Raw genomic sequence first — 21,598 nt, 5'->3', positions numbered from 1 at the left:
CTCCGGCACCACCACCAGCAGCGCCGGCGACGACGACAGCGACAGCGACCAGTGGATTCAGTCGGCCGACCCGGAAACACAGGAAGGTGGTACGCGATGCCGGTACGGGGGTACGACGTCATCGTCGTCGGCAGCCGGGTGGCCGGTGCGGCAACCGCCATGCTGCTGGCCCGTCGGGGCCTGCGGGTGCTGGCGGTGGACCGGGCACGCTTCCCCAGTGACACCCTCTCGACACACCAGATCCAGGTGCCGGGGATCGCCCGAATGCTCCGGTGGGGCCTGCTGGACCGGCTGGCGGCAACCGGCGCTCCGGCCACCCGGGACATCCGGCTCGACACCGGCTTCGGCTTCGTACTCGCCGGCCGCTACCCGGCGCACGAGGGCGCCGACGCCCTCTACAGTCCACGGCGTACCCGACTGGACGCGCTGCTTGTCGACGCGGCCCGGGAGGCCGGTGCCGAGGTGCGGGAGGGTTTCGACGTCGACGAGCTGGTCCGGGACGGGGACCGGGTGGTGGGGCTGCGCGGGCGACAGCGCGGCGGTGCGGCGGTGACCGAGAGCGCGTCGCTGCTGGTCGGCGCCGACGGCAAGCGGTCCACCGTCGCCGCCGCGGTACGGGCGACCGCCTACCGGGAGCAGCCGGCCCGCACCTTCGCCTGCTACACGTACTGGTCGGGGGTGAAGATGTCCGGGGGCGAGCTCTACCAGCGCCCCGGGCGTACGGTGGCCGTCTTTCCCACCCACGACGACCTGACCATCGCCTACGTCGCCGGACCGGCCGCCGAGTTCCCGGCGTTCCGGGCCGACGTCGAGGCCCGCTACCTCGACACCCTCGACGACTGCGGCGATCTCGGCGTCCGGGTACGCGCCGGCGAGCGGGCCGAACGGTTCCGGCTCACCCCGGACCTGCCGAGCGCGTTCCGGATGCCGCACGGCCCCGGCTGGGCGCTGGTCGGCGACGCCGGGCTGGTGCTGGACCCGATCACCGGACAGGGCATCGGCAACGCCTTCCGGGACGCCGAACTGCTCGCCGACGCCGTCGCCGCCGGGCTGGACAGCGGCGGCCGGCTCGACGACGAACTGGCCGGGTACCGCGCCCGCCGGGACGCCGCCGCGACACCGATGTACGACCTCACCCTCGAACTGGCCGCCTTCCGGCCGCCCGGCGCGGTGGACCGGGAACTGTTCACCGCGCTGGCCGCCCGGCCGGGCGCCGTCGATGAGTTCCTCGGCGTACTCTCCGGAGCCGTTCCGATGTCCCGGTTCCGTTCCCCGGGCAACCTGCTGGGTCTGGTCGGCCCCCGCGCGCTGGCCCGGATCGCCGCCGCCCGGCTGCTGGGCGGTCGCCGTCCGGCTGCCCCGGCGCTAAGAGCGCCCGCTCATCGATAGGAGCGTGCCTGGATGGCGTACAGCTCGGCGTAGAGGCCGCCGGCCGTCATCAGCTGGTCGTGGTCGCCGGCCTCCACCAGCCGACCGCCGGACAGCACCAGGATGAGGTCGGCCATCCGCACCGTCGAGAAGCGGTGCGAGACCAGCACGGTTATCGCACCGGTGCCCGCGGCGGCCCGTCCGGCACTGGCCGCGTAGCGGGCGAAGAGCCGGTGTTCGGCCTCGGCGTCCAGGGCCGCGGTCGGCTCGTCGAGGACCAGCAGCAGCGGGGCCGGCCGCATCATCGTCCGGCCCAGCGCGACCTTCTGCCACTGCCCGCCGGAGAGCTGCCGCCCGTCGCGGTGCGAGACGCCGAGCGGAGTGTCCAGCCCCCGGTCCAACTCCTCGACCAGATCCGCCGCCTCCGCGCGGTGAAGCGCCGCCCGCACCGCCTCGTCGGAGTCGACGAGCGGCAGGTCGCCGACGCCGACCGCCTGCCGCGCGGCGAGTTCGAACCGGACGAAGTCCTGGAAGCCGACGGCGATCCGGGCGCGCCACTCGTCGAGTGGGAACCGCGTGATGTCCACCCCGTCGGCCTCGATCCCGCCCCGGTCCGGCTCGTACATCCGGCACAGCAGTTTGACCAGTGTCGTCTTGCCGGCACCGTTCTCACCGACCAGCGCCACGGTCGCACCGGCCGGCAACAGCACGTCCACGCCGTCGGCGACGGTTCGATCGGTGCCCGGGTAGTCGAACCCGACCTCGCGCAGCCGGATCCCGTGCCGCAGCCGGGCCGGTACGGCGGCGTCCGGCGCCGGGCGCGGCGCCCGGCCGACCAGCTCCCGCAGCCAGCGGAAGCCGGCCAGCGCCAGCGACACCCGTTGCAGGTCCCGCAGCAGCCCGACCATGGCGCTGACCTGCTGGTTGACCAGGGCCGCCAGCGCGATGACCAGGACCACGTCCCCGACGCTGCGCCGGCCCGCCACCGCGTCCCGGAGCACCAGCAGCGCCGCCCCGGCGTAACCCAGGGCGAAGCAGGTCTGACCGGCCACCCGCAACAGCGCCGCCCCGACCTCGGCCGGCCACAACCGGTCGACGGTGGCCCGCCACAGTGTGTCGTGCCGGCGGCGGAGTTCGGCGGTCATCCCGGAGACCCGCAGTTCCTTGGCCGCACCGGGGTCGGTGGCAAGCTCGAAGAGGTGCCGCGCGCGCCGGGCGCTCTCGGCGGTGGCGTCACGGGTTCGGGAGAGCAGGAGTTCCGCCCGCTGCCCGAGCAGCATCGGTGGTACGGCGGCCAGCGGCAGCAACAGCAGGGCCGGGTGCAGCCGGGCGAGCAGGACCGCCGTGACGGCCACCGCGACAGCGGTGCCCAGCCCGGAGAGCAGCGACTCCATGCTCCGCCAGCCGACCCGCTGCATCTCCTGGGTGAGCGTCTGCATCCGGTCGGCGTAGTCCGGGCGCTCGTGGTGCTCGATCGAGGCGGCCCCGGTGACCACGTCGATGAGCTGACGGTCCTTGGTCAGGAGGTTGACCTCGCCGAGTTCGAAGTAGGCGATGTGCGCGAAGTGGCCGAGGGTGAGCGCCGCCACCGTCGCCGTCGCGGCGGCACACCCGGCGAACACGGCGGCCGGCCGGTCGCCGTCCAGCACCGCGTCGGTCAGCGCGCCCAGCGCGGCGGCGACCAGCGGCAGCGCGGCGGCCTCGGCGAGCTTGAGCAGTACGGCCAGGATCAGCTTGGCCGGTCGCTGGCGCCAGGAGAGGCGGACCAGTTCGAGGCAGCCGCGTGCCGTCTCGACCATCACCGGTCACCCCCGTCCGGGACCGGAACGCCGGGCCCGTCGGCGAAGAGTTCCGCCTGGAGGTGGAAGAGCTCGGCGTAACGGCCACCGGCGGCGACCAGCGCCTCGTGGTCACCCTGTTCCACCACCCGACCGTCGGCCAGCACGACGATGTGGTCGGCGTGCCGCACGCTGGAGAAGCGGTGCGAGATCAACAACGAGGTCACCCCACGGGTCAACTCCACGAACCTGGCGAAGAACGCCGCCTCGGCCCGTACGTCGAGGGCGGCCGTCGGCTCGTCCAGCACCAGCAGCCGGGCGCCGTGGTCCACCCCGTACAGGGCGCGGGCGATGGCGACGCGCTGCCACTGTCCACCGGAGAGGTCGACGCCGTCCGGATAGCTGCGGGACAGCGGCGTGTCCAGGCCGGCGGGCAGGCCGTCGAGCAGGTCGGCCAGGTCGGCCCGGTGCAGGGCCCGCCGGATCCGGTCCGGGTCGCGCGGTGCGTGCACGGCACCGAAGGCGACGTTGTCGGCGATCGACAGCTCGTACCGGACGAAGTCCTGGAACACCACGCTGATCTGACGGCGCCACGCGGTGACGTCGAAGTCACGCAGGTCGGCACCGCCGAACCGGACCGTGCCGGCGGTCGGTTCGTGCAGCCGGGTCAGCAGCTTCACCAGGGTGGTCTTGCCCGCGCCATTCAGGCCCACCAGCGCGGTGCAGCGGCCGGCCGGCAGGGTCAGGTCCAGGTCGGCGAGCACGTCGTGGTCGGCGCCGGGATAGCGGAAGCTGACGTGCGCGAACCGCACGACCGGCTCCGGAAGCCCGGCGGGATCGTCCCGAGACGAACCGCGGGCCAGCCCGACCGCCGGCCCGGGGTCCAGGCCGACAGCCGGGGCGCAGGCGTGTCCGACAGCCGGGTCACCGGCCGGGGCGGGCTGTCGGACGGTCAGGTCGTCGGTCTGGCGCATCTGGCGCATCTGGCGCTCGAACCGGGACACGGAACCGGCGACCAGCATGCCGAACTGGGTCGGCGAGTCCGCCTCCGGGTAGTACTCGCCGAGCAGCAGCGCCGCCACCGTCGCCTGGAGGGCGAGTGCCAGCTCGGTGAGAGTGAGCCGGCCGGTACCGGCGTCCGCCACGGTGGTGAAGACCCAGACGGCGGTCACCAGCCCGATCGCGGTGTAGCCGAGGTAGGGCCAGAGGTAGACCCGGCGGCGGGCCCGCCACACCGGCGCCAGCCAGCGTCGGTAGGTGCGCTCGTAGCGCTCGGCGAGCCAGCCGCCGAGCCCGTACACCCGCAGTTCCTTGGCGGTGCCCGGACCGAGGACCAGGCCGCGCAGGTAACGCCCGCGGCGGATCAGCGGGGTCACCCCGACCCACACCTGCGAGTACTTCCGCAGGCCGCCACGCTGGCCGTAGCGGAACAGCAGCGTGGTGACCGCCAGCAGTACCGCCGGGAGCGAGCCCACCACCACGCCGACGAGCGCGGCGAACCCGGCCAGCCGGACGTACCGGGCCACCAGGGCGAGCAGCCCGGCACAACCCATCCCCGGGGTCTCCCAGTTGCTCTCCAGCCGGCGGGCCGCGTCGGCGAGGGCGTCCAGCGCAGCCGGGTCCTCCATCCGGGCGATCCCGGTCCCGCCGAGCGCGGCGGCGATGACCCGGTCGTGCACGGCGCCGTCCACCCGGAGCCTGACGAGTTCACCGAGCGCCACCTGCACCGGTGCGAGCGCCTGCTGGGCCAGGAAGAGCGCGGCAGCCGTGCCGAACGCCCAGAGCAGCCCGGCCGCCGCGGGCGAGCCCGGACCGGCGTCGACCGCCGCCGGTACCCGCCCGACCAGCACGCTGCTGGCCACCACGAACGCCACCGGCAGTACCCCGAGGGCCAGGTTCACGCCGAGCAGGGCGGTGACCAGGCCCGGACCGGCCGCCCGGAGCCCGCCGAGCAGCGACAGGCGCGGCCGGACCGCCTCCGCCCACCAGCTCACCGGCTCGCCCCGTCCAGGTCGGGCGCTCCGTCCGGCTGGAGCGCGTCCTCAGTCTGGGGTGCGACCTCGATCTGGGACGCTCCGTCCAGCCGGGGCGATTCGTCCAGCGCCGGCAGCACCGACCGCAACCGGTAGGCGTAGGGCACGGCGCGTAGGAACAGCAGCACCTCGTCACGTACCCGGGCGCGCAGGTCGACGGCGAACCGGGCCTGTGCGGCAAGCCGGGTCCGCTCGTCCGGTGGCCGGTCGGCGGATGTCGAGCCGAAGCCGAGTTCGGCGTCGATCTCGCCGATCAGTCGACGGGTCCGGGCCGCCTTCACGGCGACCCGGCCGGCCAGCTCCGACAGCGGCACCCGCGCAGCGCCGGAGGCGTCCACTCCGGTCGGCCCGGCCGGGTGGCCGGTGCCGGTGCGCCAGCCCGCCTCCCGCTCCAGTACGGCGACCGCGGCGGCCCGCTCCCCGCCGGTCAGCGTACGCAGCCGCTGCCGGGTCGACCTGACGTCCATGAACGCGATGATCCCCTCCGGAACGAGTACCTGCACGCAGGCGGCCAGCACCGGGGCCGGCAGCGGGCGGCGCTCCCGCAGCAGCCGGGCGGCGGTACGCAGCAGGGCCGGCGCCGGGGTTGCCTGGTCGGCGTACCAGCGGGTGCGGAGTCTGGCCAGCGCCCGTCCCGCCGCCGCCGCACCGAGCCGCCTCTCGACCGTGCCCAGGACCCGCAGGTGCGACACCGCTCGCCCCCGGTACGCGAGCCCGTCCCGGAACAGCTCACCGGCGAGGGTGGCGGCAGCACCGTCCAGACGCTCGTCGAGCCGGGCCAGCCCGTACCGGCCGAAGCCCTCCGGGTCGAACCGTCCCGGTACCTTCCCGGCGTACTCCCGGCTCAACTCGTCGACCAGCCGGTTGACCAGGTCGCCTTCCCGCTCCTGGCGGTGTGCCAGGAACGGCCCGGAGTGCCGTGGCCCGCGCTCGTGCAGCAGGAAGGCCGTCGCCGACTCGTGCGGCTCCGGCAGGCCCCTGCTCGTGACGGTTAGGCTGAGCGCGAGCGCGAAGTCCTCGTTGCGTCCCCGCCGGACCGCGAACTCGACCCCCTCGCCGGTGCCGCTTGTCACGAACGCGCCGCCCCGGAACTTGCGCGGGCCGCCGGTGAACGCCGCCTGCCGGACCTGCCGGCACGGCGGATCGGTGTCGCAGACGTCGATGCTGCGTTCGGAGGCCACGAAGAACCGCTCCAGCAGCAGGGCGCTGCGCCGGTCCGGGTGCCCGGTGTAGGCGGCGGACACCAGGGTCGGCCCGGTTTCCTCCAGGATGCCGAGCAGGTCGGTGGGCCACGGGCGAGGGGCCGCCCGGTCCGACCGGCCGGCCAGGTGTCCGGCGAGCAACCGCCCGGCTCGCGGTAACCCGGCCGAGGCCGCAGCGCGCTGTCCGGCTCCCGGTAACCCGGTCGTGGCCGCCGCGCGCTGTTCGGCCTCGCGTACCACCGCCCGGGCCGCCGCGCGCTGTTCGGGCAGGGTGGCGTCGAGGGCCGCCGGCCGTACGTCGTCGTCGCAGACGAGTACCCGCCGACCGGCGGCGGAGAGGATGGCCCAGTTTCGCTGCTCGGCAGCCGACCCGGCCCAGCTCCCGTCGTCTCGCCACGCGCCGAGCAGCCGGTCCAGCACCGGCCGGTCGACCCGCCCGGCCGGCAGACTCCGCTCGAAGGCGGCCCGCAGCGCGTCCTTCTCGGCCGGCCCGACGTAGCGGACCGGCAGGCCCGCCGAGGCGGCGTCGTCCACCACCGAGCGGACCCGTGGACGCCGCACGGGCCCCGAGTCGTCGTAGACCACCACCTCGACGTGCCGCCGGCCGAAACGGCGCAGGTTGGCGTGCAGGGCCGCGAGGCAGTCGGCCAGGGTTTCCGGGCGTTCGTGCGTGATCACGGCGATCCGGTCGATCCGCCCCGGCCACGGTTGGTACGGCACCGCCGCCCGCTCCGGCATCGCCTGCCCGGCGAGCTGCCGCAGCAGGGTGCGGGGCAGCGCCGGTGCCGCCGTCGACGCGTCCACGACGCGGTACGCAAAGCCACCCTCCGGCCACACGGACAGCCGCCGACCGCCGTAGAGGGCGAGTTGGTCCAGCAGCACGAGGAGGTCGGCGGCGAGGTGCGCGTCGGGTACCCGGACGACCGCCTCGGACCGCGTGCCCGCCAGCAGCTCCGCGACCTCGTCCTGGTCGCGCAGTCGGGCGGCCAGCTCGGGCACGAGCGCCCCGGCCAGCCCGGTCCAGGCGCGGACCCGGCGCAGCACCGCGTTCACCAGCGCGGCGCGCGGCAGCGGCCGGTGCCCGGCGTCGGGCTCGGGCACGGTCATCGGCGGCGCGGTCATCGGCGGGCCACGCCGCGACCGGTCGGTGCCGCCGCGACCCCGCCGGAGGCGATCGGGTCGTCCGGCGACAGGCAGGCCGGATGACCGAGCAGGGCGCGATAGCTGTCCATACTGGACGTCAGTGCCGCCTGGGCGACCGGCGGCAGGGTGCGCGGATCGCAGGGTGTCGGGCGGGACGGGTAGAGGCGGGTCGCGGTGAAGGCCCGGCCCACCCACCGGTGTCCCTCGTCCCGGTCCAGGCCCGCCTCGAACCACCGCCCCGGCGGATGCCACGGCCCGGTGACCATCCGCTCGTCGAACCGGACCGCCAACCGGCCGCACACCTCGGCGATCCGGCCCGGCCGGTACTGCAGGTCGCCGAAGTCCACGATGGCCAGCCGGGGTACGCCCGCCTCGACCAGCGTCCCGACCAGCTCGACGGTGCGCAGCCAGCAGAGCACCCCGACCTGGAAGATCGCCCGGTTGAACCACTCGGTGTCGGAGGCGCACTCCCGCCGGCCGGGCTGCACGTCGTAGAGGTCGCCGACCAGCCGGTGCACCGGCCGGAAGTCCCGGGTCCGCCGCAGGTACGCCAGCACGTCCTGCCAGCAGCCGCGCACCCCGGGACGCACGATCGGAAAATCTAGGCAGGCGGCGGCCGCGTACCGGTCGAGCAGCCGGGCCGTCTCCCGCCGTCCGACCGGCACACCGGTACGCTCCACCAGCTTGTCCCGCAACAGCTCCCGGTTGCCCAGCACGGCGAGCAGTTCCGAGGCGACCTGCTGCACCGGGTCCCGGACGACCACCAGGAACCGGTCGTAGGGCGCGAACAGCTCGTCGGGATGGTCGGGCAGGAACGCCGCCTGCTCCTTGACGTAGGGCAGCCGGTCCGGTGCCTCCCGCTCCACCTCGCGCAGGGCCCGGAACAGTCCGTCCCGCCCGTCCTCCAGCAGCCGGGACCGCAGGACGGCGGCGACGTCCGGGCTCTGCCCCATCATCCGGGCGACTGCGTTGGATCCGCCGCGCGGCACCGAGATCTGCAGGATCTTCGGCCTCACCGGACCATCACCGGCGGGCACACCCAGCATGCGTCGAGCATCCGTCTCACGCTCCCCCGTGACGTCCGCCCCGACCCCGCTGACCGGCGTCGGCGGCGAACACCGAGACGATCTACGCGGGTCTATCTACCCCGTTCGACACCGATCCATGCGTTAAGCTCCGGTCACATGGCCGCCGATGATCCGTCCACCGCCGACTTCCCCGCCCGGCAGCGCATCGGCGCAGGGCACGAGGACGTACCCGTGCTGTCGGCCGCCGTGATGACCCACCCGCGCCGGCTGTCGCAGGCCCGCGCGGTCGCCGCCGGGCTCGCCCCGCTGGAGGCCGCGCTGGCGGTCGATCCGGAGCCGGACGGCCCGCCGAGCACCGTCCGCAGTGCCCGGCTGGCCTACGCCGCGGTCTCCCCGGACGCCACCCACCACCTCGTCGTGCAGGACGACGTCCTGCTGCCGGACGGCTTCGCGGCCGCCGCGCGGCAGAGCCTGGCCCGGCAGCCCCGGGCGGCGGTCTGCTACTTCGTCGAGTGGGGTTCGCGGACGGCCGCACTGGTCCGGTTCGCGGCCCTGACCGGCGCCTCCTGGGTGCCGATGGTGAACCCGTACGTGCCGACCCAGGCACTCGCGCTGCCGGCCGACGTCGCCCGGGAGTTCGCGGCCTTCCTGGCGACCCAACCGGACACCGGGGTGGCCGACGACGAACTGGCCCTCGAGTTCCTCGGCCGGGCCGGGGTGCCGTGCCTGGTCACCGTCCCCAATCTCGTCGAGCACGACGACCGGTCCAGTCTGATCGGCAACCACGCGCACGGCGTACGCCTCTCCGCCTGTCTCCTTCCAGACGGGCCCGGACCGGCCGGCGAAGCCGCGCCGCTCACCGGCGGCGTGCTCGACGTTCCGGCGCTGCTGCCCTTCCTGGCCTGGACCGACGGCACCGCCACCACGATCGACACCACCGACGGCTCCTACTCGACCCGGTTGCCGACCGGTCGGGTGCTCGCCGGGTGGGGCTGGGCCGAGGCGGAGCTGACCGACGCCTACCGGGCGGCGCTCGCCGACCTCCCGGCCGGCGGTGCGCTGCGCGCCGAGATCGGCGACCGCCACCTGCACGCGCTCTGGGAGACCGCGGTGGCGACGGGCGTGGTGCTCGGCACCGACTGGCCGGAGAGTGCCGCACGGCTGACCGAGAGCCTGGAGACCCCGCTGGTGCGGCGTGCCCTGCGCAGCATGGGACCGGGGGCACTGCGCACCTTCCACGACTTCGACCTGCTGACCGGCCGCGCCGGGGAGTTGGCCGCGCTGGCCACCGCCGGCCTGCTGCACGGCGCCGGCCAGAAGCCGCCGACCTGACCCGGGTGCCCCAACTAACGGCTGCGCCGGGTGATCCGTACGCCGTAGGCGACCATGCCGATGACCAGGAGTGCGGAGATGCCCTGCAGGCCCGGCGAGTCGTCGTAGCCGCCGTAGACGAATCCGGCACCGCCGAGTGCGGCGGCGAGGATGGCGGCGGTGACGGGCAGGTACTTCATGGCATCTCCGTTCGGCGGACGGGCCCTGCGCCCGACCGGTCGGTGCGGCCGGCGTGTCTGTCGTGGCCTCCGGTCGGACCGTCGGTGTGCCCGGTCAGCGCCCGCCGCAGCGAGTCGACGAGCGCCCGGCCGGAGTCGGGCCAGCGCGGCGCCGGGAAGCCGACGCCGAGCCGGGGCAGCGTGCCGCGCAGGGCGGTGTCGACCAGTCCGGTCAGCCGCGCGGCGTCGGTCAACGGATAGAAGTGTGCGTGGCCGTCGACCGTCTCGCGCAGCGGTGGGATGTCGGTGCAGACCACCTCGCAACCGCAGGCCAGCGCCTCCAGGGGACCCAGATGGTTGCCCTCGTTGCGGGAGGCGACCAGCAGGGCCGACGCCCCGGAGTAGAGCGCGGCCAGGGTGTCGTCGTCGACCCGGCCGGTGAACACCACCGACCCTGCGGCGGGCGCGTCCCGCAGCAACGCGACGACCTCCGGGCGGGCCTCGGCATAGCCGCCCACCACGACGAGTCGGGCGTCGGCCGGGAACCGGTCGGCGGCCGCCAGCCACCGGGCGAGCAGCCAGTCGAACCGCTTGATCGGACCGGCGAGCCCGACGTAGAGGCAGTACGGGCCGGGCAGTGCGTACCGGGCACGGGCGGCGGTCACCTCGGCCGGCGGGCGCCGGTGGAAGATCCCGGTACGGACCGCGCAGGGCACCAGGTCGATCGCGTCGGCCGGTACGCCGAGCAGCCGCACCAGATCGTCACCGGTCGCCCGGGACACCGCCACGATCCGGCTGGCGCCCGCCGCGAGCGCCCGGTTCAGCGCCCGGAAGTAGCGCTGGAAGATCCCGCCGCGTTCGTCGTCCCAGTCGGAGAGCGCGGCGAGTTCCGCACCGAGCGCCGTCCACTGTGCGGGACCGAAGTGCCGGACGAACTGCTCCCGATCGTAGTCGTGTTCCGGGAAGCGCAGCCGGGTCAGGTCGTGCACCGTGTAGCTGTAAGGAATCGGACAGCGCCGGTCCAGGGTGTAGTGGGTGGTGTGGTAGAGGTCGAACCCGCCGCTGCCCAGCAGGGTACGCAGTTCGGCGCTGCGGCGTACGAAACCGTCCGGTTCGGCGGCCACCAGCAGGCGTACCGGCGCGGTCCCGATCGCCTCCCGTGCCGCCGTGGCCTGCACCGGGTCGACGTAGGCGGTGAGCTGTGGGGTGTCGCCGACGCTCGCCAGCACGGCCAGTTCACGCAGCAGGTTGGCGCCGTACCGGGCGATGCCGGTCGGCTGGTTGGCCCGGACGTCGACTAGGACCCGGCTCATGCGCCCCCCGGCTCGGCTCTACCCCGGACCTGTCTCCACCGCATCGGTCCGTTCGGTCGGTTCGGTCGGTTCGGTCGATGGAGACACTTGTAGTCAGATGATTACATGACGAAGTGGACCTCGACGACTACTTCGTTTTCGGTGCCTCCGGACCGTATCGGCGCAACGAGGTCTTCACCGACCGGGAGGAGTACACCCGGCTGCTGACAGAGCGGGCGCACCGGATGGCCACCGAACCGTGTTCCACGGCGGACCTGCTCGACTTCGGCCGGCCCGCCCGGAACGTGGTGGTGATCTACGGCCAGGGCGGCATCGGCAAGACCACCCTGGTCAACCGGTTCTGCGCGGAGCTGACCGCGTCGACCGCTCCCGAACTGCCCAAACGCCGGGTCGTGTCGAGTTTCGACTTCGCCGACGGCAGCAACCTCGGCTTCGAGACCGTCGTCCTGCGGGTCCGTGCCGCGCTGGGCCGGCTCGGCCGGCCGTTCACCGCCTTCGACACCGGCCTGTCGGTCTACTGGGAGTTGAAGCATCCCGGGGTCAGTCTCACCGACTTCGTCGGACGCAGCGGCTTCCTCGGCCAGGAGGACCGGGAGGAGACCGCCCAGCAGATCGCCGGGGTCGTCGACGAACTGCTCGGCTCGGTGGCCGTGGTGGAGGTCGGCTACAAGATGGCGTCCGGACTGGTACGCCGGCTGCGCGAGGCCGCCGAGGTGCGCCGCCTCCGGCGCGAGTTCCCACCCTTCGACCTCATCCTCCGGGAGAACGACCCGGACCGGATGCTCGGCTACCTGCCCATCCTGCTCGCCTGGGACATCGAGCGGATCCGGGCCAGACACCCGGCGCTGGCAGTCTGCCACCTCGACACCTTCGAGGCCGTCCAGGCGTTGCCCCGGGAGAAGGGACTGCTGGAGGACCTGCTCGCCCGGATGGTCTACCTGATGCCCAACGTGCTGTTCGTGGTGGCCAGCCGGCGTCCGCTGAGCTGGCACGACCCGGTCCGCGCGGTCACCCTCACCTACGGCGGCGCCACGCGCTGGCCGCGCCTGGCCGGAGTGGCCGGGGTCAGCGACCAGTACGCACTCGCCGGGCTGACCCCCGACTACGCCGACGCCTTCCTGCGGGAGCGGCTGACTGTCGACGGCGGCGAGCCGGCGATCGAGGATGCGGTGCGCCGGCGGATCGTCGATGCCTCGGCGGGCTCGCCGCTCTACCTCGAACTGTCGGTCAGCCAGTACCGCAGCGCGGCGGTGCGCGGGGAGCGTCCGGATCCGGCCCAGTTCGGCGGCCCGCTACCCGAACTCGTCCTGCGGATCATGCGCGACCTCTCCCCCGTCGAACGCAACCTGCTGCGCGCCGCCGCGCTGCTGGCGGCGTTCGACGCCGACATCCTGCGGGCGGTACTCCCGGACGTGGCGACGGCGACGATCCACCGGTTCCTCACCAACACCTTCGTCCGGCACGCGGCGGGCACCTGGCCGGAGTACCGGATCCACCAGAATCTCCGGCAGAGCATCAACGCCTGCGACGAGTACACCGACGACGGCTGGGTCGGTGCCGAGCGGGTCGAGCGGGCAGCGCGGGCGACCGCCCGGGTCACCGAGCTCGGTCTGGAGGTCTGGCGGCCCGACGACGGCGACACGGTGGTGTCCGCACAGCGCAGCCAGTGTGCGGTGGCGGCGATGCTGCTGGTGCTCCAGGCGGCGGTCGAACACGAGTTGCTGCCGGACGGGCTCGGGGACCTCACCTACACGCTCAGCCAGCTCGGCCACTGGCAGGTGCTCGCCGCACTGCCGCCCGCCGACGGTGCCGCGCCCGCGCTGCGTCGGCTGGTCGAGGCGGCCCGGCTGGCCGCCACCGCCGAGGTCGACGCCCGTCCCCGCTACCAGCGGCTCAAGGAGCTGGCGCAGTCGCCGTGGCAGCACCCCTACGACGCCTACGTCGCATACGAACTCGGCTCGCTGACCCAGTCGACCGGGCACCACGCGGAGGGTGACGAGTTCTTCGCCTCGCTGGAGGGGGCCGGGCCGCTGCTGCGCGGCGCCGGGGCGTGGGGCCGGGCCGGGGTGGCGCTGCGGCGCAGCCGGCTCGGCGAGGTGCTGGGGTACGCCCCCTCGTCCGCCGGCCAGCCGCTGGAGGACGCCCGGACGTGGGACCTGCTCGGACACGTCTACCAGCACGGCGGCGACTTCGCCCGGTCCGCCGACTTCTTCCGGCGGGCGCTCGACCAGGCGCGGGCCACCGGTGCGCCGCTCTGGGGTGCCCGGGCCGCCCGGCATCTGGCACTGGCCACCATGTGGACCGATCCGAAGCTCGCGGTCTCGATGCTGCCGGAGGCCCGGGACCTCAACCAGTCGCTCGGCGATTTGATCGGACTCGCCCAGTGCGACCTCGCGGCGGCGGTGGGAGCGGCCGCCGAAGGGGACCACGACGAGGTGGACGAGCTGCTCGCCCGGGCCCACCGGCTGACCGAGGAGTCCGGCGTGGTCGGTCAGCTGCTGCCGGTCGGCGCGATCACGGTACTCACGCCGCTGGCCACCGACCGGCCCGAGCTGGCCCGTACCGCCGCGCTGGCGCTCGCCGCCGACGCCCGCTCCGACCAGCTCGCGCCTCCGGTCTGGGCTGCCGTCGCCGGCCTGTGGCTCGGCGACGACGGACTGCACGACTTCGCGGCGATCGGCTGGTACGACTCCGCCGAGCTGGCCCGGCAGCGCTGGCTGGGTCCACTGCGGATGCTCCGGGCCGCCCGCGCGGCAGCCGAACCGGGCGGGTGAGCGCGCCGATGGACGCGCCGGACGCGGGCACACCGTCCGACCGACCGGGCGCGGCGGACATGCCGCCCCGCGAGCCGGACACGGATACGCCGCGCCGCGAGCCGGGCACGGATACGCCGCGCTGTGGGCCGAGCGCGGAAGCGCCGCGCTGTGGGCCGAGCGCGGAAGCGCCGCGCTGTGGGCCGCTCGACCTGAGCGAGGGAGCGACCCCGTCGGCCGGCGAGCTGCCGCGCGAGGTGGTCGACGCGCTGGTCCGGGCAGCGGCGCGGAGTCCGGCCTACGACGGCCCGCCGCCGACAGGTTCCGGCGTGACCGTGCTGCCGGGCCACCGGACCCTGATCAAGGTGCAGCACCGCCGGCACGAGACGCTGGCGGTCTGCCTCGAATACGAGCGGGTACGCGTCGCCGCCGCCATCCCGGCGCCGGCCCTCCTCGACCACGGCGAGATCGTGGTCGGCGGTGCACGCCGGTGGTGGACCGTGCTGGAGCGGGTACCCGGCTCGCACAGCGGCGGCGGCCCACTCCTGCCCCGGCGCCAGCGGGCGGTCACCGCCGTCATGCGCCGCTGGCACGACCACGCCCCGCCGATCGGTCGCCGGCTGGACGCACCGGGCAGCGCCCTGATGTTCTTCGGCGAGATCCGGCTGCGCGACCCGTCCTGCGCGGCACGTCTGGCGGCGGCGCTCGACCAGGCGTGCCGGGGTGCCCCGATGACGGCGATCCACGGGGACATGGCGGTCGGGCACAACGTGCTGTTCACCGGGGCGCGGCTGCGGGCCGTACTCGACCCGGGCGCGATCCAGGTCGGCCCGCCGATGCTCGACCTGGCCTGGTGCATCGCGGTAGACCTCGGTCTCGGCGGTACGGTCGAGTCGGCGCTGGCCGGCTACGGCGGCGGGATGGACCACGAACGGCTCGACCGGCTGCTGCCGCTGATGCTGGCCCGGCGCCGGTTCGACCTGCTCAACCAGCGCCGCCCGGTGGCCGCGGAGCGGCTGACGGCACACCTTCGGGCCCGCCGGCCGGAGCTGCTGGGCTGGCTTCCGCCGCCGGACCCGGTCCCGTCCCGCGTTCCCGGCTGACGACGCGCTGTCGGGGGTCCGGTGCCCGCGCCGTACGCCGCAGTCCTTCCTGATCCGGCGACCGTGCCGTGCGCGACAGTCCCTCGTGGAGCTGGACGGGCCGCCAGGCCGGCAGCAGCGTACGGAGCCTGCGGATGTCGGCCACCACCGCCGGGCTGTCGCACGCCCTCGTCCGGGCCGGGTCGAAGACGGCGGTGCCGGGCAGCCCCAGGATCTCCAGGATGCCGGCCACCACGTCCCGGCCGGCGGTGCCCCGGCCGGTGCCGACGTTCACCCGGCCCGTCGCGCCCTGGGCGAGCAGCGCCAGCACGGCGTCGGCGGCGTCCTCGACGTAGACGTAGTCGCGGACGGTCCGCAGGTCACCGAGGCGCAGCGGGCCGCCGGCCCGGGCCTGGGCGAGCGCGGTCGGGACCAGGTGCTCGACGGTGGGGCCGGGGCCGTAGAGGTTGAACAGCCGCACCGAGAGCGCGGCCACGCCGCGTCGGGCGGCGTGCCGGTGCACCATCCGCTCCCCGGCCAGCTTGGTCCGCCCGTAGAGGGTGGGCGGGGCGCACCGGGAACGTTCGGAGAGCGGCCGGGTGGAGTCGGCGTAGACCGCCGCCGAGGAGGCGAAGACGAACCGCTGCGGGCGGTGGGCCCGCCAGGCGGCGAGCAGGCTGGCGGTGCCGTCGACGTTCACCCGCCCGGTCTCTCCCGGGTCCCGCTCGCACTCCGGGATGAAGTGCTTCGCGGCGAGGTGGATCACCGCCCAGGGCCGTACGGCGTGGTGCAGCTCGGCCACCGCGTCGGCGTCGCAGACGCTGGTCCGGTGGTGCACCACGTCGGCGTCGTCGGCGAACTCGCGCAGCCGGCGCAGCGTGCCCGCGCTGCCGTCGTCGACCACGGTCACCTGCCGACCGGCGGCGCGCAGCCGGCGGACCACGGCGACCCCCAGGAATCCCGCTCCGCCGGTGACGAGCACCGGGAAGCCGGTGTCGGTCGGCGCGCGGGTCGTGTCGGCACGCCCCGGCCTCATGAGATGGAAGGATAGGTGCCGATGCGTTGTCCGCACCATGGACGAGGTGGTGAGCGGGTGGTCCGGGTTCTGACGGACGGACGGATCGACGCCCCCGACGGCATCGGGCGCTACACCCGCTGCACGATCGCGGCGCTCCGGTCCGCGGTCGGGACACCGGCCCCGGGGGACGGGATCCGGCTCGACGTGCTGGCTCCGACCGGCACGCCACGGTACGGCTCCGCCGAGGCCGACGAGCTGCTCGACACGGCCCGCCGGGTCGGCGCCGACGTCATCCACCTCTTCGACTACCGGATCCCGTGGCCAGATCCCGGCATTCCGCTGGTGGTGACCGTGCACGACGTGGTCCGGCTACGCGATCCCGGTCTGTGCTACCCGGACGCCGCCTTCGCCGCGCGGTTCGGTGCCGACGACCTGGCGGCGATGCGCCGGGCGGTCGCGGAACTGCGCGCGCTCACCCCGCCGGCGCCGGCCGCCCGGGCACATCCGGCCTCGGCGCACGAGGAGTACTACGGGTTGATGATGGCGCATCTCGCGGCGACCGCGTACCGGATCGTGGTGCCGACCGAGACCGTCGCCGGGCAGTTCCGGACCGCCGTCCGGGCCGACGCGCCGGTGCTGGTCAGCTCGTGGGGCAGCGACCACCTGCCCGCCGTGCCGGCACCGCCGGAGCGGGTTCCGCAGGTGCCGGACGGGTTCGTCCTCTACGTCGGGCTGGCCCGGGCACACAAGCGGGTCGGCGCCGTGCTGGACGCGTACGCCCGCACGGCGAGCCGGCGTCGCGGCGTGCCGCTGGTACTCGTCGGCAACGACTTCGCCCCCGGCGGCCCCGGTGCCGCGCTGGTCGCCGGTCACCCGGTCGCGGCGGAGGCGGTCCTGCTCGGCGCGGTCGACGACGACGTGCTGCAATCGCTGTACCTGCGGGCCGGTGCCCTCGTCAGTCTCTCGGCGAGTGAGGGTTTCGGCTTTCCGCCGCTGGAGGCGCTGGCGGTCGGGACGGCGGTGGTCGCCGCCGACATCCCCACCTACCGGGAACTGCTCGGCCCGGCGGCCCGGCTGGTCGACCCGGCCGGCACCGCGCGGGCGATCGACGAGTCGGTCACCGCCGGTCCGCCCCCGGCGGCGCGGGAGGTCACGCCCCGGACGTGGGCGGCCCACGCGCGGACACTGCTCGACCTCTACCGGGAGGCGGTACGCGACCGACCAACGCACAGAAGTTGACCGCCGCGCGCGGAAGTTGACCGCGCGTGAAAGTTGAGCGCCCCGGTGTGGGGGTTGACCGGCCAGCGCGCGCGAGGGCTGACCGGCCGCGCGTGGGAGTTGACCGGCCGCCTGGACGTTGACCGGCCCGGCGCCGACGACTTCGGCGGTTGGAAACGGTCTGGCAGGATCTCCGGGATGGAGCAGGTTCCGCCGACCGAGGCAGCCGCGCTGCTCGCCCAGGCCCGGCGGGTGGTCGTCTTCACCGGCGCCGGGATCTCGGCCGAGAGCGGCGTGCCGACCTTCCGGGACGACCTCACCGGGCTGTGGGCCCGGTTCGACGCCACCCAGCTCGCCACCCCGGAGGCGTTCCACGCCGACCCGGACCTGGTCTGGGGCTGGTATGAATGGCGCCGTGCCCGGGTACGCCGGGCCAGGCCGAACCCCGGGCACCTCGCCACGGCCGCCATCGAGTCCCTGTGCCCCGACACCGTGCTGGTCACCCAGAACGTCGACGACCTGCACGAGCGGGCCGGTTCCCGCTCCCCCGTCCACCTGCACGGCAGCCTCTTCGCACCGCGCTGCATCGGCGCCGGCGCCCACCCGGCCGCCCTGTCGGAGCCGGTGGAGGACGAGCCCGCCGATCCGGGCGAGGGCGCCCGGATCCCGCCGCCCCGCTGCGCGCACTGCGGTTGGCTGGTCCGGCCGGGCGTGGTGTGGTTCGGCGAGGCGTTACCGGAGGCGGCGCTGACGGCGGCGGTCGAGGCCGCCGCCGGCTGCGACGTGCTGTTGACGGTCGGCACCTCCGGGGTGGTCTATCCGGCGGCCGAGATCCCGCTGATCGCGGCACGCCGTGGCGCCGCCGTGATCCAGGTCAATCCGGAACCGACACCGCTCGACGACGTCTCTGCGGTGAACCTGCGCGGTACGGCGGCCCAGGTGCTGCCGGCCCTCGTCGCCGCCGCCCGCTCCGCCCCTCGTTGATCGCGCTCCACCGGCAACTGCCCGCCGGGACCGGACGGGATGGCCGGTGCCCTGCACCTGACCCGGGCTCAGCCTGGCGTCCGGCCGCCGATGGTCGTCGGCCCGTTGCCGCGATGCGTCACATGTAGCTGAGGCTGACCCAGAAGACGAGTGCGGAGGCGGCGAGCAGACCGCCGAGGGTGGTGCCGGTGACCAACAGGGCCGGAGCGATCCGGATCCGGTCCCGCAACGACAGGTAGACGCCGATGGCGGTGAGGTAGGCCATCACCGCAAGGTAGACGACGAAGAGGAAGCTCGCGGTGACCACGGCGGCCGAACCGGCGGCGGCCAGGGCGGCCCGGCGGGGCCCGAGGTCGCGGCGGAAGGCCGGATAGCCGACGGCGGCGGCGAAGACGGCGACGAAGGCAAGCAGAGCCGCCATGGACAGGGTGGCGAGGTAGAGCATCAGCAGGAAGCTCGCGGTGACGCCGACGGCGATGCCGGTGGCGGCCACGGCAGCTCGCCGTCGGCCGAGTTCGCGATGGAGTTCCCGGTAGGCGACAGCGCCAGTGAAGATGGCCGCGCTGCCGATGAGGAACGCGAGTGACGAGTCCACGGTATTCCTTCTGGTCGAGGACAGGTGATCGCCGGACGACAGGAATCGTACGAAAGCGGTGCACCTCAGTAGGTCCCGTCGAGCCCGTACGCGCCGCGTCCAGCAACGTCCGCCCGGCGCCGACGGCAGCGGCTCACGGACCGGTATTACCTCGATTCCACCCTGGACGAATTCCTACGGCCGGGCGGAAGATGACCGGAACCAATCGCGTCCGATGATCCGCAAAAGCTCCGGAATATATGGAGACGATAAACGTGAGTAGTGTTCCGGTAATCCTCAAGCGCCTGCGCGCCGAGCGTGCCGTCACCCAGGACCAGGTCGCCGAGGCGGTCAATGTCAGCAAATCGTTGATCGCCGCCTTCGAGACAAGCCGACTGGCACCCAAGGCGGACACGGCGGAGCGGTTGGACGAGTATTTCGACACCGGAAAGGAGATTCAAAAGGCGGCGATCGAGGCTCGGAAACACGTGCGCCAGGCACCGCAGTGGTTCCGCCCGTGGCGAGAGGTGGAAGACACCGCCACCAGCCTCCGGTATTTCGATCTGAGTCTCGTCTCCGGACTGCTGCAAACCGAGGCGTACGCCCGGTCGGTCCTCGACAGCGGACTGCGCAGTCCGCAGGAGGTCGACGAGGAGGTGGCCCGCCGGCTGGCCCGCCAGGTCGCCGTCTTCGACCGCCCGGAGCCACCGGTCTGCTCCTTCGTGCTCGACGTCGCCGCGCTACGCTGCGGCGACCCGGAGCTGACCGGAGCACAACTGCGACACCTCGCCGACATCGGCACCCGGCCGGGCGTCTATCTCTGCGTCGTGCCCGAGACGGTGGGGATGTATCCCGGCCGCTCCGGGGCGTTCGCGCTCGGCACCCTCGACGACGGCCGCATGGTCGGCTATCTGGAGGACTTCTTCGAGGGCCGGGTGCACGCCGAGCCGGGCCGGGTGACCGCGCTGGACCGGATGTGGCACGCCGTCAGTGCGGTAGCGTTGCCGTGCGACCAGTCCCGCGACCTGATCCTGAGGATGGTGAAGGACCTGTGACCACCGACAGCCCAGCCGCGACGGACGGCAGCCCGCGCTGGCGCACGTCGCGCCGCAGCAACCAGTCCGGCGGTAACTGCGTCGAGGTCGCCGACAACCTGCCCGGCCGGATACTGGTCCGGGACAGCAAGAACCGCCCCGGACCAGTGCTGACCTTCACCCCCGAGGCATGGCGCAGCTTCCTCCGGCACGCCGCGACACCCTGAGCCCGGCACGCCGCGACACCCTGATAACTGGACGGCGCGACACCCTGACAGCGGGACGCTCCGGGGTCACCGGGCCGCGCCGGCGCGCCGCTTGGTCCAGACGTCGAAGGCGACCGCCGCGAGCAGCACCGCACCCTTGACCAGCATCACCCGTTCGCTCGGCTCGCCCATCAGCGACATGCCGTTGTTGATGACACCCATGATCAAGCCGCCGGTGATCGCCCCGACCACCTTGCCGACGCCGCCCTGCACCGCCGCCCCGCCGATGAACGCCGCCGCGATCGCGTCGAGTTCGAAGGCGTTGCCGGCGGTCGGGCCGGCCTGGTTGAGCCGGCCGGCGAAGATGATCCCGGCCAGTGCGGCGAGTACACCCATGTTGACGAAGATCCAGAAGATCACCGACTTGACCTTGACGCCGCTCAGTGTCGCTGCCTGGAGGTTGCCGCCGACCGCGTAGATCTGCCGGCCGAAGACCGCCCGGCTGGTCAGCAGCGAGTACCCCAGGATCAGCCCGGCGAGCAGGATCAGCACCCAGGGCAGGTTCTTGAACCGGGCGAGCTGCACGATCACCGTCATCACCACGACGCCGGCCAGGGCGAGCTTGAGGACGAAGAGCGGCAGCGGCTCGACGCTCTGCTGGTAGCGGAGCCGGGCCGTCCGGCTGCGCCACTGCACGGCTACGATGCCGGCCATCGCGGCGATCCCGACCAGCAGGCTGAACAGGTCGGCCCCGCCCAGCGGACCGAGCCCGATATTGCCCAGGTAGCCCTCGGTGAAGCCGTTGGCGAGGGTACGCACCGGGTCCGGGAACGGGCCGATGCCCTGGTTGCCGAGGACGGTCAGGGTGAGCGCCCGGAACAGCAGCATGCCGGCCAGGGTCACGATGAAGGCCGGGATGCCGAAGTAGGCGACCCAGAATCCCTGCCAGGCGCCGATCAGCCCGCCGACGACCAGGGTGATCAGCAGGGCCAGCGGCCAGGGTACGTCGTGTTCGACCATCAGCACCGCGGCGATCGCCCCGGTCACCGCCACCACCGAGCCGACGGAGAGGTCGATGTGCCCGGCGATGATGATCAGGATCATGCCGATCGCCAGGATCAGCACGTACGAGTTCTGCACGACGATGTTGGAGATGTTCTGCGGTTGCAGCAGGGCGCCGCCGGTAAGTACCGAGAAGAGCAACACGATCAGCGCGAAGGCGACGTAGATGCCGCTCTGCCGCAGGTTGACCGAGAACCGACGGCCGGGTCCGCCGTCCGGGGCGGACGGTTCACCGAGACCGGGGCCGCTCACCGCGACGTCGGCGTTGGTGGGTGCGGTGGCGCTCATCGAGGGTCTGCTCCTGTCCGTTCG

Annotated in this window: 17 protein-coding genes; 8 read left to right on the top strand and 9 right to left on the bottom strand. The window is 73.8% G+C overall.

Annotated features, from left to right (window positions below):
- The first annotated feature begins 96 nt into the window (after positions 1-96).
- Complete coding sequence (locus tag ACN28A_RS29625) at positions 97-1,389, top strand: NAD(P)/FAD-dependent oxidoreductase (RefSeq protein ID WP_421400676.1); 1,293 nt, start codon at positions 97-99, stop codon at positions 1,387-1,389.
- On the opposite strand, the gene ACN28A_RS29620 is transcribed toward ACN28A_RS29625, so the two are convergent.
- The 4 genes from ACN28A_RS29620 to ACN28A_RS29605 are packed head-to-tail and all read right to left on the bottom strand — an operon-like array spanning position 1,380 to position 8,540.
- Positions 1,380-3,167, bottom strand: coding sequence for an ABC transporter ATP-binding protein (locus ACN28A_RS29620; RefSeq protein WP_421400673.1), 1,788 nt, complete (start codon positions 3,165-3,167; stop codon positions 1,380-1,382). The two genes, ACN28A_RS29625 and ACN28A_RS29620, sit on opposite strands and share 10 nt — an antisense overlap.
- Positions 3,167-5,140, bottom strand: coding sequence for an ABC transporter ATP-binding protein (locus ACN28A_RS29615; RefSeq protein ID WP_421400671.1), 1,974 nt, complete (start codon positions 5,138-5,140; stop codon positions 3,167-3,169). The genes ACN28A_RS29620 and ACN28A_RS29615 overlap by 1 nt, the downstream gene beginning before the upstream one ends.
- Positions 5,137-7,488, bottom strand: coding sequence for a hypothetical protein (locus ACN28A_RS29610; protein ID WP_421400669.1), 2,352 nt, complete (start codon positions 7,486-7,488; stop codon positions 5,137-5,139). The genes ACN28A_RS29615 and ACN28A_RS29610 overlap by 4 nt, the downstream gene beginning before the upstream one ends.
- Positions 7,489-7,499: 11 nt before the next feature.
- Positions 7,500-8,540 carry a hypothetical protein gene (locus ACN28A_RS29605; RefSeq protein WP_421400667.1) on the bottom strand — a complete coding sequence of 347 codons (1,041 nt, stop codon included), beginning with the start codon at positions 8,538-8,540 and terminating at the stop codon, positions 7,500-7,502.
- Between the two features lie 168 nt (positions 8,541-8,708).
- Between ACN28A_RS29605 and ACN28A_RS29600 the strand changes: the two genes are divergently transcribed.
- On the top strand, positions 8,709-9,884 hold the full coding sequence (locus tag ACN28A_RS29600) for a hypothetical protein (RefSeq protein ID WP_421400664.1): 1,176 nt from the start codon (positions 8,709-8,711) through the stop codon (positions 9,882-9,884).
- A 14-nt stretch (positions 9,885-9,898) separates the two neighbouring features.
- On the opposite strand, the gene ACN28A_RS29595 is transcribed toward ACN28A_RS29600, so the two are convergent.
- Both ACN28A_RS29595 and ACN28A_RS29590 read right to left on the bottom strand, forming a co-directional pair.
- Complete coding sequence (locus ACN28A_RS29595) at positions 9,899-10,063, bottom strand: hypothetical protein (RefSeq protein ID WP_421400662.1); 165 nt, start codon at positions 10,061-10,063, stop codon at positions 9,899-9,901.
- Positions 10,060-11,355 carry a glycosyltransferase family 4 protein gene (locus ACN28A_RS29590; RefSeq protein ID WP_421400661.1) on the bottom strand — a complete coding sequence of 432 codons (1,296 nt, stop codon included), beginning with the start codon at positions 11,353-11,355 and terminating at the stop codon, positions 10,060-10,062. Before ACN28A_RS29590 ends, ACN28A_RS29595 begins: the two co-directional genes overlap by 4 nt.
- Before the next feature lie 113 nt (positions 11,356-11,468).
- Between ACN28A_RS29590 and ACN28A_RS29585 the strand changes: the two genes are divergently transcribed.
- Both ACN28A_RS29585 and ACN28A_RS29580 read left to right on the top strand, forming a co-directional pair.
- Positions 11,469-14,129, top strand: coding sequence for a hypothetical protein (locus tag ACN28A_RS29585; RefSeq protein ID WP_421400659.1), 2,661 nt, complete (start codon positions 11,469-11,471; stop codon positions 14,127-14,129).
- Between the two features lie 8 nt (positions 14,130-14,137).
- Entirely contained in the window at positions 14,138-15,211 is a 1,074-nt protein-coding gene (locus ACN28A_RS29580) for a phosphotransferase (RefSeq protein WP_421400657.1), read from the top strand.
- Here the strand turns inward: ACN28A_RS29580 and ACN28A_RS29575 are convergent.
- The gene (locus ACN28A_RS29575; RefSeq protein ID WP_421400654.1) at positions 15,093-16,226 is read right to left on the bottom strand and encodes an NAD-dependent epimerase/dehydratase family protein; all 1,134 of its coding nucleotides are present in this window, start codon (positions 16,224-16,226) and stop codon (positions 15,093-15,095) included. The genes ACN28A_RS29580 and ACN28A_RS29575 overlap by 119 nt on opposite strands.
- 57 nt (positions 16,227-16,283) lie before the next feature.
- Between ACN28A_RS29575 and ACN28A_RS29570 the strand changes: the two genes are divergently transcribed.
- Positions 16,284-17,447: a glycosyltransferase gene (locus ACN28A_RS29570; protein WP_421400652.1), complete on the top strand. Its 1,164-nt coding sequence runs from the start codon at positions 16,284-16,286 to the stop codon at positions 17,445-17,447.
- Positions 17,448-17,624: 177 nt separating this feature from the next.
- The gene (locus ACN28A_RS29565) at positions 17,625-18,410 is read left to right on the top strand and encodes an NAD-dependent protein deacylase (RefSeq protein WP_421400650.1); all 786 of its coding nucleotides are present in this window, start codon (positions 17,625-17,627) and stop codon (positions 18,408-18,410) included.
- Between the two features lie 118 nt (positions 18,411-18,528).
- On the opposite strand, the gene ACN28A_RS29560 is transcribed toward ACN28A_RS29565, so the two are convergent.
- On the bottom strand, positions 18,529-19,005 hold the full coding sequence (locus tag ACN28A_RS29560; RefSeq protein WP_421400647.1) for a hypothetical protein: 477 nt from the start codon (positions 19,003-19,005) through the stop codon (positions 18,529-18,531).
- 254 nt (positions 19,006-19,259) lie between these two features.
- Here ACN28A_RS29560 and ACN28A_RS29555 point away from each other — a divergent pair, with 254 nt between their 5' ends.
- On the top strand, positions 19,260-20,039 hold the full coding sequence (locus ACN28A_RS29555) for a helix-turn-helix domain-containing protein (protein WP_421400645.1): 780 nt from the start codon (positions 19,260-19,262) through the stop codon (positions 20,037-20,039).
- Positions 20,036-20,245, top strand: a complete 210-nt coding sequence (locus ACN28A_RS29550) for a DUF397 domain-containing protein (RefSeq protein WP_421400642.1) — start codon at positions 20,036-20,038, stop codon at positions 20,243-20,245. The genes ACN28A_RS29555 and ACN28A_RS29550 overlap by 4 nt, the downstream gene beginning before the upstream one ends.
- A gap of 66 nt (positions 20,246-20,311) precedes the next feature.
- Here ACN28A_RS29550 and mmsB read toward each other — a convergent pair whose 3' ends face one another.
- Positions 20,312-21,574 (bottom strand): multiple monosaccharide ABC transporter permease, encoded by a 1,263-nt coding sequence (gene mmsB, locus ACN28A_RS29545; RefSeq protein WP_421400640.1) that lies wholly within the window; start codon positions 21,572-21,574, stop codon positions 20,312-20,314.
- Positions 21,575-21,598: the final 24 nt, after the last annotated feature.

The organism is Plantactinospora sp. WMMB782 (assembly GCF_049179135.1).
Taxonomy (GTDB): domain Bacteria; phylum Actinomycetota; class Actinomycetes; order Mycobacteriales; family Micromonosporaceae; genus Plantactinospora.
Note: the sequence above shows the minus strand (reverse complement) of the source record. Positions and strands in the feature narration are given on the sequence as shown.